Below are 13,690 nucleotides of genomic sequence, written 5' to 3'. Positions count from 1 at the left end.
ATGACAGATACTGAAGTAAAACAAGGGGCCCTGTACGCAGGGCTGTCTTATTTGATATGGGGCATCCTGCCGATCTACTGGAAGCTTCTCAATCATGTGAGTGCTGATGAAATCCTGGCCAGCCGGGTTTTCTGGTCCTTCATCTTTATGCTGGCTGTACTTGTCCTGACCAGGAAATGGCCGGATTTTGTCCGGACATTGAGAGGAATACGGAACAACAAGAAGCAAATGCTCGCTCTGACAATTGCTTCCTTGCTCATAAGCTGCAACTGGTTCATATACATTTGGGCAGTCAATTCCGGCCAAATGATTGAAGCAAGCCTTGGCTACTATATCAACCCGCTGGTCAGTGTCCTTCTGGGAATAGTTGTTTTAAAAGAAAAGCTTTCCTCTGTGCAGGCAGTATCTTTCCTGCTGGCTGCAGCGGGTGTGCTTATCATGACCCTCTCTTATGGACGTTTTCCATGGATTGCGGTTGTGCTTGCTTTATCTTTTGGCCTTTACGGTTTGGCAAAGAAACTGATCAAGGTGGAATCTGCCATTGGACTGACGCTCGAAACGATGGTTGTCATGCCATTGGCACTTGGATATCTGATTTATTTATTTGCAGCCGGAAAGCAGTCCTTCCTGGCCATTTCCACAGGAACGGATCTCCTGCTGATCGGTGCAGGAGCAGCCACTGCGATCCCGCTTCTGTATTTTGCCAAAGGGGCACAGAAAATACCGCTTTCCATGCTGGGTTATCTGCAGTATATCGCCCCGACATTGACACTGCTGCTCGGCATTTTCGTATATGGTGAAGAATTCACAAAGACCCATCTGGTTGCATTCTTGTTCATTTGGCTTGCTTTGACCGTCTACTCGCTGTCCAGAACGAAATTATTTGCCAATATGAAATGGAAGCATGGAAAAGGGCTGGGGATGTAAAAAGGAAGAGGCAGCGGCCTCTTCCTTTTTCTAATTTGAACATCCCTCGGCAGGAGCGGCCAAAGAGCCTTTTTGGCTGTGGGACGAACTGTATTTTGATGTTATGGGCTGGAGAAAAAAAGAAAGTCATGTATTCCATCAGGCACCTGGGATACATAAGTGTGAAAAAAAAAGGAAGTCATGTATTCCAACCGGCTCCTGGGATACATGACTTGTTCAGACAATCTTGGCCTTTTTATAGAAAACTCCTCTTTACCTTTTCCCAGAAGGAGTTGTCCTTAAGTTTGACAGTCTTGATTTGTTTGCCGCTCAGTTTGGCTTCAATTTTTTCGACATGCTGGATGCTTAGTGCTTCGTTGTCCATTCCCATTGTCGGATGGTCATTGCCGTCCTGGATGACTCTGAGGGTCAGGCTGCGGCCGCTGCTCAGGATGAATGAAGAACCCAGTGTCCTGTAGCGGTTATTGTTCAGGGATGCCAGTTCGCTGACCTGGAGGCAAGGGAGCATAGGGTCAACGATGGCGCCATTGACCGATTTATTATAGGCTGTACTGCCTGTCGGAGTTGCGACAATCATCCCGTCGCCCCTGAAGGTTTCGAAATGGAGATTATCGATAAATACATCCATAACAAATGTTTTGATGATCGCAGACCGGATGCTGAATTCATTCAGGCAATAGAAGGAGGATTCATCATCCACCTTTATCTCCATCGTCGGGTATCTTCTGACTTCAATCTGCTCATTGGCCATCGCTTCAACCATCTTGGATGTGTCATCAATATGGAAATCGCAGTACATGCTTAATGTGCCGGTCGTAGAGATGCCCGCGTACAGGCAGTCCTCGCGGAAGCCGGTCTTGCGGACCGCCTGAAGAAATGTCCCGTCACCGCCAATGCTCACAATGATATTAGCCTGTTTAAAGTCATTGACTATGGTAAAGCCGTATTTTTCGGCAAGCTCATAAAGATGGCCTGCTTTTTCCATCATTTCAGAATCTTTCTTATGGTAAAAATATAAGTTTCGGCGCGTCACTTTCATTCCTCCCATTCAAAATGATAATATTTGCGTATGATTGGTATTTTGCGGCAATAACGTTTATTGTCATCAGTGTACATGTTTTTGAAACATTTTAAAAGTTATTGCGTATTAACACTTGGAAAAGGAAAAAAAGGAGGAGAAGATATGAATGGGAAAAGATGGGCGGCTCTTGGAATAGCCGCTGCACTGCTGTTTTTCTCCATTATTACTAGTGTGCTGTCGACTTTCGCATTTAGAAATGCCGAAAGCACATTTGCGGATATGTTTCCAGTTGATGAAGCATTTTCTGAAGAAATCATTGAACCGGGCAGCAGTTCAAAGAAAATTGCCGTCCTGAATGTAGATGGGACCATCCAGGATGCAGGAGATGCCAGCTCACTGTTTGCCAGTCCCGGCTATAACCACAAATCTTTCATGAAAAAGCTGGACCATGTTAAAGAGGATGATAGTGTGAAAGCGGTCATTCTTCGCGTGAATTCCCCGGGTGGCGGTGTAGTGGAAAGCTCGGAGATCCATGATAAGATCGTGGAAATCCAGAAGGAAGCGAAAAAGCCTGTGTACATATCAATGGGGTCCATGGCTGCTTCCGGCGGCTATTATATTTCAGCACCTGCTGAAAAAATCTATGCCAGTCCTGAAACCCTGACAGGCTCCCTGGGTGTCATCATGCAGGGATATAATTATGCAGGGCTTGCCGAAAAGTATGGCGTAGAATTTGTCACGATCAAGAGTGGACCTTACAAAGATATTATGAGCCCTTCAAGGGAGATGACGGAAGAAGAACGGGAGATCCTCCAGTCTATGATCGACAATTCTTATGAGGGCTTTGTTAAAGTCATTTCAGAAGGAAGGGGCATCCCGGCAGATCAGGTGAGGAAAATCGCCGACGGACGGATCTATGACGGCCGCCAGGCAAAAGAGCTCAATCTGATTGATGGTTTCGGCTTCTTTGAAGATGTTGTAGATGAACTGGAGAAAGACCATAAGCTTAAGGGTGCACAGGTAGTCAGCTATTCGGAAAATATGGGCTTTGGCTCCTTGTTCAGCATGGGTGCGCGGAAAGTGATGGGCGATGATATTGAAATGGCCGGCATGATGAAGCTGTTGTCACAGCCGAATGCCCCGCGGCTGATGTACATGTATTCAGAATGAGGAGGGATGGCAAATGACCACATTAGACAGCCATTTGGACAAGGATTTGCCTGCTGACAATCATTCACCAGCCAGCCCGTCATATGAAGATCATGCGGCATCAGTCCGTTTTGCCGGTTTCTGGATGAGGTTCTGGGCGTATCTGGCCGATCTCATTGTCATAGGCAGCATTAACCGCATTATCGTGCATCCGATTTTTCGGGCGGCGGATCTTCCCCTTGCCGATTCCGGGATTTTCACTCCCGCAAATATCGTAACAAGCATCATTTTTTATGCCTATTTTGTCCTGATGACAAAGTATTTCAGGCAGACGCTCGGGAAAATGATATTTGGGCTGAAAGTAGTCAGTCTTAAAGATGAAGAAATGTCCTGGAGCACCATATTGTTCAGGGAGTGGATCGGTCGTTTCATTTCAGCCACTATTTATATTGGCTATGTCATTGTCGCTTTTCTGCCGAAAAAACAGGGGCTTCATGACCTGTTTGCCGATACAAGCGTTATTCACGAAAGAAAATAAGGAATAATTGAAAGAATCGCCTGCCGGCCTGCTGCCGGCAGGTTTATTTTTTTTCCCAAAAGGAAAGCCTAGATTTAGCGTCTGGATATCTTTAGCAGGAGACTAATGCGAAAAAATACACCAGCCTGTTAATAGGGGGTGATCGGATGTGGTGGCTGATCCTTGGAGCAGCAGCGGCAGTCATTCTGCTTTTGCTCATTATTCTTCTTTTCTCAAAGCTAACAGTTTACTTTAACTTTTATCATGGCCAGGACAATGACCATATATCAATAAAGTTCCGGGCCTGGTTGGGGCTTATCCGCTATAACATACAGGTTCCGCTGATAAAAATCGATGATGACTCCCCTTCCATTGTGGTTGAAGAGAAAGTGGAAGCCGGCCGGGAGGAGGAGAAGAAGCAGGAAGACCGGAAAAAGTTCACGCCGGAGGACTTCCTGAACAGTATCAAGGATGCTGAGGAGCTGATACGCCATGTATTTGGCCTCCACACGATCATCCGGCGATTTCTGAAAAAGGTGGCAATCAGGGATATCGAATGGCATACATTGGCCGGAATCGGTGATGCGGCGCACACTGCTGTCCTTGCAGGGATAATCTGGTCTGCAAAAGGAAGCCTGGTCGGCATTCTCAGCCACTATATGAGGATGAGGGACATGCCCGTTTTGTCGGTGACCCCCCATTTTCAGGCTGCAGTTTCCCAAACCCGTTTTTCATGTATGTTTCAATTCCGCATCGGGCAAGCTATGTTGGCAGGAATTAAACTGATTAAATATTGGAAAGGCGGAATGCCGGACTTTAGGACAAAGCCGTTATCCGTGCTATCTGATAATAAAACAAAATCCGTTTAGATGAGGAGGAAGTTTATTATGTCTGATCATCCGATACAAGGCTTGATGACGACCGCAATGGAAAATTTGAAAGAAATGATTGATGTGAATACAATCATCGGGGACCCGGTTGAAACTCCTGATGGAAGTGTGATCCTTACCGTATCAAAGGTCGGTTTCGGCTTTGCAGCAGGCGGCAGTGAGTTCATGCTTGAAGGTTCAGGCCGCGAGGGAGAAGGCAAACCGAAGCATCCGTTTGGCGGAGGAAGCGGCGGCGGAGTTTCCATAACGCCGATTGCTTTTTTAATCGTAAGTTCCCACGGAGTTAAAATGGTCCATCTGGACGAGAGCACACATCTATATGAAAAAATCCTTGATTTGGCCCCTCAGGCTGTTGATAAGATCCAGCAGATGATGTCAAAAAATAACGGATCAGGGAACAGCAGCCAGGATGGAAAGAGCGAAGGCCAAAGCAGCCAGAACCGCTCGAACGAATACAATGGACCAAAGCATGACCTGGACTTCTAAAATGGATGTTTGAAAAGGCTGGTCTTCTTCCCCGGAGACAGCCTTTTCTATTGCCGGAATAAATGGCTTTTCATTGCAAAATGATTTTCCAGGAAGTATGATTGCACTGTACATATATGAAAAATAAGGAGGAAGAAACCAATGGCATCAATTACTTTTAAAGGAAATCCGGTTACTTTGCTGGGGAATGAAGTGAAAGCAGGAGACCAGGCTCCGGAATTCAAAGTGCTTGCCAATGACTTATCTGAGGTAACGCTTGCGGATTCCAAGGGCCAGGTAAGACTGATTAGTGTTGTTCCCTCTATTGATACAGGCGTTTGCGACGCTCAGACGCGCCGATTCAATGAAGAAGCATCAAAGCTTGATAATGTAAAAGTTCTTACAGTCAGCGTAGATCTTCCTTTCGCACAGAAGCGCTGGTGCGCAGCTGCCGGCATTGAAAATGTGCAGACAGTTTCAGACCACCGCGACCTTTCTTTCGGTGAAGCTTACGGAGTAGCAATAAAGGAGCTCCGCCTTCTTGCACGGGCAGTATTTGTTGTTGATTCCAATGACAAAGTGGTTTATGCCCAATATGTGAGCGAAGCAACTGACCATCCTGACTACGAAGCTGCAGTGGAAGCTGCAAGGCAAGCTGAATAAACTTCGAAGAACCCCGGGCAATCGGGGTTTTTGTATGCCTTAAGAATGCCCAGGCTGTATTCCTTAATCTCCTGAATGGCAGGCGGCGGGCTTGTGATCCTGCCGGAACCCCGTTACAATAAGACAATAATATTTTAGCAGGAGGAATGAATTAGTGAGTATCACTCCCGTAGAAGAACTGTTCTCAGTCTTTAATGAAACAGCTATGATCTTGCAGGAAGAGCTGCAATGTACATATTTAGAGGCGCTTGCAGAAACAGGCGATAATATTTTTCAAGAGTCCATTCTCCAGGACGGACTCAGTGAGCTTAATGTAAAAAGGCTGAAAAAAAGCTATGAGTCGCTGAATCTTGACCTATATACAAGCGAGAATATCAGAAAGTCGTTTCAGCTGGCCATTTTAAAGGGCATGAAGGAAAATGTGCAGCCAAACCACCAGATGACACCGGATGCTGTCGGAATGCTGACAGGTTATCTGGTGAATAAATTTGTCGGGGCGAAATCTTTCCGCCTTCTGGATCCAGCGGTCGGGACAGGCAATCTCCTTACGACTGTCATCAATCAGCAGGAAGGAAAAAGCATTGAAGCAGTCGGGTCAGATGTGGACGACCTCCTCATTAAGCTTGCCTACATCAATGCCAACCTCCAGAAGCACCCCATCCAATTCTATAACCAGGACAGCCTTGAGCCGCTGTTCATTGAAAGCGTGGATGCAGTCATCAGCGACCTTCCAGTGGGGTATTATCCAAACGACATAAGGGCGCAGGACTATGAGCTGAAGGCAGACGAGGGCCATTCTTATGCCCATCACCTTTTCCTGGAACAGAGCATGCGCCATGTTAAGGAAGGCGGCTATCTGTTCCTGATTGTGCCAAATGGCCTGTTTGAAAGCGAACAGGCGGACAAACTGAAGGCGTATATAAGCAAGACAAGCATCATCCAGGGCCTGCTCCAGCTCCCGGAAACATTGTTTAAAAATAAAAATGCCGCAAAAAGCGTCTTTATCCTCCAGAAAAAGGGTGAAGGGGTCACAGCTCCAAAGCAAGCCCTGCTTGTAAACATGCCGAGCCTTTCAAAAACGGAACAGGTCGAGAGAATCCTTAAGCAGGTGGATGCCTGGTTCAGGGAAAATAAGATATAGAGTGCAAAAAGCATGGTCCCAAACTGGATCATGCTTTTTCTATTTGAATGAGAAGAAAATATTAATGGAGCTGTCCAGACTTAAAACCTGCTGGCATAAGTCTTCCGGAGAGTGTTAAGAGGATGCTGCCGCATTTAGTCTGGAGTCTTTAATTGGAAGTTCTGTTTTAGCTGAAGAGCCGCAGGGGTAATGGAAAATATGAAACGGAAATCACCGAAATGTCGGAATACATTTAATTTTAACTGTAAACGATACCAATTTTGAATGTTCCTTGAAATCATGCAAGCACAGTGATTAAATGGGGAATTGAGAGATAAAATGATGCCAGTTGCACACAATAAATGTGTACCACATCAGGCATTAGATTAGCATCGGTGTTATATAAAGGCTGGCATCCTGGAGGGAAAAGAGATACATATTTCCCCATGGTCCCCATTGCACTGGTTAAACATACAGGACGTATGCGAGTCCGCATTTAAAAGGAGCGACATATCGTGGCAAAAATTATTGCAATTAATGCTGGAAGTTCTTCATTGAAATTTCAATTATTTGAAATGCCAAGCGAAGAAGTAATCACAAAAGGTCTTATTGAACGAATCGGTCTGAACGATGCAGTTTTCAGTATTTCTGTTAACGGAGAGAAGCAGACGGAAGTAACGGAAATCCCTGATCATGAGGTTGCAGTCAAGCTTCTGCTCAATAAGCTGACTGATCTGAAGATCATCGAATCACTGGATGAAATTGAAGGAATCGGCCACCGTGTAGTACACGGTGGAGAAGAGTTTGCAGATTCTGCGGTTATCACGGAAGAGGTACTGAGCAAAATCGATGCACTTTCCGAGCTGGCACCTCTTCACAACCCTGCAAATATTACAGGAATCAAGGCATTCCAGCAGGTGCTTCCAAATGTACCGGCAGTAGCTGTCTTTGATACTGCGTTCCATCAGACTATGCCTGAAAGCTCATTCCTGTACAGCCTTCCTTATGAGTATTATGAGAAGTTCGGCATCCGTAAATACGGCTTCCACGGAACTTCACATAAATATGTATCAGAGCGTGCAGCAGAGCTTCTTGGCCGTCCGCTTGAGCAGCTTCGCCTGCTTTCCTGCCACCTGGGGAACGGTGCAAGCATCGCGGCCATTGAAGGCGGAAAATCAATTGATACATCCATGGGCTTCACACCTCTTGCCGGTGTGACAATGGGTACCCGTTCAGGGAATATTGACCCTGCTTTGATTCCATTCATCATGGAGAAAACAGGCAAGTCAGCTGACGAAGTGCTTAATGTACTGAATAAAGAGAGCGGAATGCTTGGAGTTTCTGGCTTCTCAAGCGACCTTCGCGACATCGAGGTACAAGCGTCTGAAGGAAACGAAAGAGCAGAGCTTGCTCTCGAAGTGTTTGCAAACCGGATCCACAAATATATCGGCTCTTATGCTTCACGCATGTACGGAGTTGATGCCATTATCTTTACAGCAGGCATCGGCGAAAACAGTGCTGAAATCCGCGAGCGTGTCCTTCAGGGACTGGAATTCATGGGCGTATATTGGGACCCTGCATTGAACAAGGTCCGCGGTGAGGAAACGTTTGTCAACTATCCTCACTCACCGGTCAAGGTTATCATTATTCCGACAAATGAAGAAGTTATGATTGCCAGGGATGTTGTAAGGCTTGCGAAATAATATTTGAATGATTGAAAGGACAAAGAAGCCAAGGCTTTTTTGTCCTTTTGTTTTTCTGCCTTCTCCATCCAATGAAACAGGATTTGCCTGAATCAATATGCTATACTGAACAAAAACACCGGCAAGGAGGATGAAGATATGGCACTAAACGGACGGGAAGAACAGGCTTTATCTGAGATCGCACAATGGGAAGACAAGCTGGCACAGTATGAATCCAATGATTTGGAGCTGACCTATGACAAATATTTAGAAAAGGCGTTCCTGCTGCTTCCCGAGAAAACTCAGCAGCAATTTTTTGCTTCCCTGGATAACTGGCTGTTCCATCTCCATGCCTTGATCCAAAGCTCACAGCTCCAGCTGGATGCAAAGGAACGAATCCTATCTGCAGGCCGCATCTTTGATGCCGGCATTGAAACAGTGGAAGATCTGGCTTCATTGGACATCAATCAGCTGCAATACATAGCCAATCAGCAGATTGCCCGCCACCGCCTTTACTCATTTGCACAGGGAGGGGCATCGGGGACCGGCGGTGTGCTGCTGCTTGGATCCGATCTTCCTGCCATGGCTGTCATCAATTTGCGTGCAGTCCAGCTCATCGCGATGACATATGGGATTGAAGTGAACACACCTTATGAGATGATGGCTTCTTTAAAGGTGTTTTGTGCATCGATCCTGCCGCCGCGGCTTCAGGGGCAGGCCTGGGACCAGCTTCTGGCCGAACTGGAGAATGCGGAAGAAGCTTATTTTTATGAGGGCCAGGAGGAACTGACGGACATTGCCTGGATGGGCCAGCCAATCAAACAGCTGTTTAAAGGCCTGGCTATAACGGCTTTCAAAAAGAAATCCATCCAGGGCATCCCGCTTGTCAGCATGGCCATAGGAGCAGGGGCAAACTATCAGTTTACAAGGAAGGTCACTGATTTTGCCCATAAATATTATCAGTACAGGTATCTGCTGAAGAAACAGGGTGAAGTTTGATGAGCAGCGAGGAACACAAAAAAGAAGCCCCCAAAACAGTCAGATGCAAAATTATTACCATCAGTGATACAAGAAATTCGGAGACCGATAAAAGCGGGAGGCTGATGAAGGAACTTCTTGAAGCAGAGGGCCACAGGGTAAGTTCCTACCAGATTGTCGCCGATGAAAAAGAAAAGATCCGTCAGGCGGTCCTGGAGGGATGTTCAGATCCGGATATCGATGCAGTCCTTACCAATGGCGGGACAGGAATCGCTTTAAGGGATGTAACCATTGAAACGGTGAGTGCACTTTATCAAAAGGAAATTAGCGGCTTCGGGGAATTATTCCGTATGCTGAGCTACAAGGAGGACATCGGCTCTGCTGCAATTCTCTCCCGCGCTTCTGCGGGCATCATCGAGAATACAGCTGTCTTTTCCACACCGGGATCTTCAGGTGCAGTAAGGCTGGCCATGAATAAATTGATCATCCCGGAGCTGGGGCATGTTATAAGGGAAGTAAAGAAAGATCTTGTATAAAAAGGGGGCGGGGCGCCATCATGGCGCCCCGCCTTTTTGCTTTGCCTGAATAATATTCTCTATAGAGCTTAAATCAGCGATGCAGCTTTCCCCCGATTTCCTGATTAGCCCTGTACCACAGCCAAAGATCGTTGATGATGGAAGCAAGATCAGCGATCTCACTGTTCAATTTGCATGAAAGCTCAAAATTCTCTTCATCTGCGAGCTGGTCCTGTCTGCGGTTTATCTGCGTCTCAAGCTCTGATATCCTGTCCGGGATCCCCCCGCGTATCTTCTCCCAAGTAAACAGAATTTCCTGGCGCTCTTCCTGCGGGTACTCTTCCCACTCGCCATCCAGCACAGGAACAGCAATCCCCAGGCGCTTATCCAAAATGAAAACATCCTCCATCTCATCCGTCCCCCAAAAATAGGCTGCTTTTATTGTACATGGTGACAGGCACCTATACCAGTCGGCCGACTGGTATAGGTGCCTGTCACCAATAAATTTTTATACATTTTAACGAATAACTATTGAATTAATCCTGGAATATTGTTAGAGTATTAACTAGTTAATTGTATAAAAACATAATTTAAATGAATATTTATTCGTTCATCTATAGAGGAGGAAATTTTCATGTCAAATCAAAAAGTTGTTTTAGCATACTCAGGCGGACTGGATACTTCTGTGGCGATCAAATGGCTTGGCGACCAGGGATACTCAGTGGTTGCGTGCTGCCTTGACGTTGGGGAAGGCAAGGATTTGAAGTTCATCCAGGAAAAGGCGCTTAAAGTGGGAGCAGTCCAGTCATATGTACTGGATGTGAAAGAAGAGTTTGCGAATGAATATGCACTTGCTGCCCTTCAGGCGCATGCTCTTTATGAAGGCAAATACCCGCTTGTATCTGCTCTTTCCAGGCCTCTTATTGCTAAAAAGCTTGTTGAAGTGGCTGAAAAGGAAGGCGCCGCTGCTGTTGCGCATGGCTGTACAGGAAAAGGAAATGACCAGGTAAGATTCGAGGTATCGATCCAGGCACTTAATCCAGACCTCAAGGTGCTCGCGCCTGTAAGGGAATGGAAATGGTCCAGAGAAGAAGAAATCCAATATGCAAAGGATAATAATATCCCGATTCCGATCAATCTGGATTCTCCGTTCTCAATAGACCAGAACCTTTGGGGCCGCAGCAATGAGTGCGGGATTCTGGAAGATCCGTGGGCGGCTCCGCCTGAAGAGGCCTACGACCTGACAACAAGCCTTGAGTATACGCCTGACACACCTGATATCGTAGAAATCGAATTCAGCAAAGGGGTGCCGGTAAGCCTGAACGGCAAAGCTTATCCGTTATCCGAGTTGATTCTGGAGCTGAATCTGATGGCAGGCAAGCATGGAGTCGGGCGCATTGACCATGTTGAGAACAGACTTGTCGGCATTAAATCAAGGGAAGTCTATGAGTGTCCGGGAGCCATGACGCTGATCAAAGCGCATAAAGAGCTTGAAGACCTCACGCTTGTTAAAGAGCTTGCCCATTTCAAGCCTGTCATCGAGAAAAAACTGACTGAGCTGATCTATGAAGGGCTTTGGTTCTCGCCATTGAAAAAGGCTTTAACGGCTTTCCTTGAGGAAACGCAAAAGCATGTGACAGGAACTGTAAGGGTGAAATTGTTCAAGGGGCACAGCATCGTCGAAGGCAGAAAATCTCCTTTTTCCCTTTATGATGAAAAATTGGCCACATATACATCTGAAGATGAATTCGACCATAATGCCGCGGTTGGTTTTATCCAGTTATGGGGCCTGCCGACCAAGGTTCAAAGCATTGTCCAGAATAAGAAGGTGACAGTGTGAAAAAGCTTTGGGGAGGAAGATTCACGAAATCGGCAGAAGAATGGGTCGATGAATTCGGAGCCTCCATCTCCTTTGACCAGGAGCTTGTTGAGGAAGATATAGAGGGAAGCCTTGCACACGTGGAAATGCTGTCCCGCTGCGGGATTATTGAACAGGAGGAAGCAGCTCAGATCCAGAAGGGACTCAAGCTGTTAAAGGAAAAGTCCCAGGAGGAAGGGCTTCCTTTCTCTGTAAAGCTGGAGGATATACATCTGAACCTGGAAAGCTTGCTTACGGACGAAATCGGGCCTGTCGGCGGCAAGCTTCATACAGGCAGAAGCAGGAATGATCAGGTAGCAACAGATATGCACTTGTATTTAAAGAAACAGGCAGCACATGTTATCAAGCTGATTGAAGAGCTCCAGGCAGCTCTGCTTTCCCAGGCAGAGGAGAATGTGGAAACCCTCATGCCGGGCTATACTCATCTTCAGAGAGCACAGCCCATTTCATTTGCGCATCACTTGATGGCTTATTTCTGGATGCTGGAAAGGGATAAGGAGAGATACAGCGAGAATCTGAAAAGGATCAATGTTTCTCCTCTTGGTGCAGGCGCCCTTGCCGGTACAACCTTTCCAATCGACCGCGAGCTGACAGCCAGTCTGCTTGGGTTTGATGACATCTATGAAAACAGCATGGATGCTGTAAGCGACAGGGACTTTATCCTTGAATTCCTTTCAGCAAGCAGCATTCTGATGATGCATCTGTCCCGTTTCAGCGAGGAAATCATTCTCTGGTCGAGCCAGGAATTCCGGTTCATCGAGCTCGATGACAGTTTTGCTACAGGAAGCAGCATTATGCCGCAAAAGAAAAACCCAGACATGGCAGAACTGATACGCGGAAAAACCGGCCGCGTCTACGGCAACCTTGTCGGCCTGCTCACAGTGCTGAAGGGGCTGCCTCTTGCTTATAACAAAGATATGCAGGAAGATAAAGAGGGAATGTTTGATACAGTTAAAACGGTTATTGGCTCACTTAAAATTTTTTCCGGCATGGTTGGGTCCATGACGGTTAACAGTGAAGTAATGGAAAAGGCCACGAAAAGCGATTTTTCCAATGCGACAGAACTGGCTGACTATCTTTCCGGTAAAGGCTTGCCATTCAGGGAAGCCCACGAAATTGTCGGGAAGCTTGTCCTTGATTGTGTGAACAGAGGCTGCTTCCTTTCCGGCCTGCCGATGGAAGTGTATAAGGAGGCAAGCACCCTTTTTGAGGAGGATATTTACGAGGTCCTTGACCCGCGGGCGGCTGTTGCAAGAAGGAACAGCCAGGGCGGAACAGGGTTTGCCCAAATAAAGAAGGCGCTGGAAAAAGCAAAAGGGCGCCTGAAGGATAAAGCCTACTCATAACAATAAAGGCCGCTGCAGGGAAGCAGCGGCCTTTTAACTATTATTCCGGGTCCTTTTCGGTCCTGACCACAAGCACATCACATGGGGCATAGCGGGTGATATGTTCGGAAACGCTGCCGATCAGGAAGCGTTCAACTGCATTCAAACCAGTTGCCCCGCAGACAATGAGATCTGCATGCTGGACCTTGGCAATTTCCTTGGGTATCTTTACTTTCGGAGAACCATAATCTGTCACATATTCCACATTTTCTACTCCAGCCTCCACTGCTTCCTGCTGATATTTTTTAAGCAGCTCGGCTGCAAACATGTCAGCCCTTTCAGCAATCGTCCTGTCATAGGCTTCGACAGTTGCGAAGGTGCGCGTATCGATAATGTGGGCAAGGGTCAGCCTGGCTTTGTTCCTGACTGCGATCCCGACCGCCTTCTTGAAGGCCCATTCCGCTTCCTTGGAACCGTCTACTGCTACTAAAATATTTTTGTACGTGAGCGTCATTTGCATCTCCTCCTTTACCTTTATTATACATTACCCCAAAATGCA

15 protein-coding genes are annotated in these 13,690 nt (G+C 46.7%); 12 read left to right on the top strand and 3 right to left on the bottom strand.

The genetic code is table 11. From position 1 onward, the window contains the following. Entirely contained in the window at positions 1–927 is a 927-nt protein-coding gene (rarD, locus tag N288_RS18375) for an EamA family transporter RarD (RefSeq protein WP_009795338.1), read from the top strand. Positions 928–1,162: 235 nt separating this feature from the next. Here the strand turns inward: rarD and N288_RS18370 are convergent, their stop codons facing one another. Further along, positions 1,163–1,966: an NAD kinase gene (locus N288_RS18370; protein ID WP_035403221.1), complete on the bottom strand. Its 804-nt coding sequence runs from the start codon at positions 1,964–1,966 to the stop codon at positions 1,163–1,165. Positions 1,967–2,110: 144 nt separating this feature from the next. Here N288_RS18370 and sppA point away from each other — a divergent pair, with 144 nt between their 5' ends. From sppA to N288_RS18325, 9 genes are all read left to right on the top strand, one after another. After that, complete coding sequence (sppA, locus tag N288_RS18365; RefSeq protein WP_022544277.1) at positions 2,111–3,118, top strand: signal peptide peptidase SppA; 1,008 nt, start codon at positions 2,111–2,113, stop codon at positions 3,116–3,118. Between the two features lie 13 nt (positions 3,119–3,131). Beyond that, positions 3,132–3,635: an RDD family protein gene (locus N288_RS18360; RefSeq protein ID WP_009795335.1), complete on the top strand. Its 504-nt coding sequence runs from the start codon at positions 3,132–3,134 to the stop codon at positions 3,633–3,635. Positions 3,636–3,781: 146 nt separating this feature from the next. After that, a complete protein-coding gene (locus N288_RS18355; protein WP_009795334.1) occupies positions 3,782–4,483 on the top strand; it encodes a DUF2953 domain-containing protein in 702 nt (233 codons plus the stop codon). Positions 4,484–4,501: 18 nt separating this feature from the next. Beyond that, positions 4,502–4,990, top strand: coding sequence for a GerW family sporulation protein (gene ytfJ, locus N288_RS18350; RefSeq protein ID WP_022544276.1), 489 nt, complete (start codon positions 4,502–4,504; stop codon positions 4,988–4,990). A gap of 141 nt (positions 4,991–5,131) precedes the next feature. Next, positions 5,132–5,632 (top strand): thiol peroxidase, encoded by a 501-nt coding sequence (tpx, locus tag N288_RS18345; protein ID WP_009795332.1) that lies wholly within the window; start codon positions 5,132–5,134, stop codon positions 5,630–5,632. Between the two features lie 154 nt (positions 5,633–5,786). Continuing rightward, positions 5,787–6,773 (top strand): class I SAM-dependent methyltransferase, encoded by a 987-nt coding sequence (locus N288_RS18340; protein WP_022544275.1) that lies wholly within the window; start codon positions 5,787–5,789, stop codon positions 6,771–6,773. Positions 6,774–7,267: 494 nt separating this feature from the next. Next, entirely contained in the window at positions 7,268–8,455 is a 1,188-nt protein-coding gene (locus N288_RS18335; protein WP_009795330.1) for an acetate kinase, read from the top strand. Positions 8,456–8,593: 138 nt separating this feature from the next. Then, positions 8,594–9,433, top strand: coding sequence for an EcsC family protein (locus tag N288_RS18330; RefSeq protein WP_009795328.1), 840 nt, complete (start codon positions 8,594–8,596; stop codon positions 9,431–9,433). Further along, positions 9,433–9,948, top strand: coding sequence for a MogA/MoaB family molybdenum cofactor biosynthesis protein (locus tag N288_RS18325; protein ID WP_009795327.1), 516 nt, complete (start codon positions 9,433–9,435; stop codon positions 9,946–9,948). Before N288_RS18330 ends, N288_RS18325 begins: the two co-directional genes overlap by 1 nt. A 73-nt stretch (positions 9,949–10,021) precedes the next feature. Here N288_RS18325 and N288_RS18320 read toward each other — a convergent pair whose 3' ends face one another. Further along, on the bottom strand, positions 10,022–10,336 hold the full coding sequence (locus N288_RS18320) for a hypothetical protein (protein WP_022544274.1): 315 nt from the start codon (positions 10,334–10,336) through the stop codon (positions 10,022–10,024). 225 nt (positions 10,337–10,561) lie between these two features. On the opposite strand from N288_RS18320, the gene N288_RS18315 reads away from it, so the two are divergent. Both N288_RS18315 and argH read left to right on the top strand, forming a co-directional pair. Then, complete coding sequence (locus N288_RS18315) at positions 10,562–11,767, top strand: argininosuccinate synthase (protein WP_009791717.1); 1,206 nt, start codon at positions 10,562–10,564, stop codon at positions 11,765–11,767. Continuing rightward, a complete protein-coding gene (gene argH, locus N288_RS18310) occupies positions 11,764–13,152 on the top strand; it encodes an argininosuccinate lyase (protein WP_009791718.1) in 1,389 nt (462 codons plus the stop codon). The genes N288_RS18315 and argH overlap by 4 nt, the downstream gene beginning before the upstream one ends. 40 nt (positions 13,153–13,192) lie before the next feature. Here argH and N288_RS18305 read toward each other — a convergent pair whose 3' ends face one another. Continuing rightward, a complete protein-coding gene (locus tag N288_RS18305; protein WP_009791719.1) occupies positions 13,193–13,645 on the bottom strand; it encodes a universal stress protein in 453 nt (150 codons plus the stop codon). Positions 13,646–13,690: the final 45 nt, after the last annotated feature.

This window comes from Bacillus infantis NRRL B-14911 (assembly GCF_000473245.1).
Classification (GTDB): Bacteria; Bacillota; Bacilli; order Bacillales; family Cytobacillaceae; genus Bacillus_AB; species Bacillus_AB infantis.
The sequence above is the reverse complement of the archived record's forward strand: the minus strand, read 5'-3'. Positions and strand labels throughout refer to the sequence as shown.

What these genes read in the sequence shown, in the direction of transcription:
- rarD (WP_009795338.1), top strand. Translation starts at nt 1, where the DNA reads ATGACAGATACTGAAGTAAAACAAGGGGCCCTGTACGCAGGGCTGTCT.
- tpx (WP_009795332.1), top strand. Translation starts at nt 5,132, where the DNA reads ATGGCATCAATTACTTTTAAAGGAAATCCGGTTACTTTGCTGGGGAAT.
- N288_RS18325 (WP_009795327.1), top strand. Translation starts at nt 9,433, where the DNA reads ATGAGCAGCGAGGAACACAAAAAAGAAGCCCCCAAAACAGTCAGATGC.
- N288_RS18320 (WP_022544274.1), bottom strand. Translation starts at nt 10,336, where the DNA reads ATGGAGGATGTTTTCATTTTGGATAAGCGCCTGGGGATTGCTGTTCCT.
- ytfJ (WP_022544276.1), top strand. Translation starts at nt 4,502, where the DNA reads ATGTCTGATCATCCGATACAAGGCTTGATGACGACCGCAATGGAAAAT.
- N288_RS18315 (WP_009791717.1), top strand. Translation starts at nt 10,562, where the DNA reads ATGTCAAATCAAAAAGTTGTTTTAGCATACTCAGGCGGACTGGATACT.
- sppA (WP_022544277.1), top strand. Translation starts at nt 2,111, where the DNA reads ATGAATGGGAAAAGATGGGCGGCTCTTGGAATAGCCGCTGCACTGCTG.
- N288_RS18360 (WP_009795335.1), top strand. Translation starts at nt 3,132, where the DNA reads ATGACCACATTAGACAGCCATTTGGACAAGGATTTGCCTGCTGACAAT.
- N288_RS18355 (WP_009795334.1), top strand. Translation starts at nt 3,782, where the DNA reads ATGTGGTGGCTGATCCTTGGAGCAGCAGCGGCAGTCATTCTGCTTTTG.
- N288_RS18330 (WP_009795328.1), top strand. Translation starts at nt 8,594, where the DNA reads ATGGCACTAAACGGACGGGAAGAACAGGCTTTATCTGAGATCGCACAA.
- N288_RS18370 (WP_035403221.1), bottom strand. Translation starts at nt 1,966, where the DNA reads ATGAAAGTGACGCGCCGAAACTTATATTTTTACCATAAGAAAGATTCT.
- N288_RS18305 (WP_009791719.1), bottom strand. Translation starts at nt 13,645, where the DNA reads ATGACGCTCACGTACAAAAATATTTTAGTAGCAGTAGACGGTTCCAAG.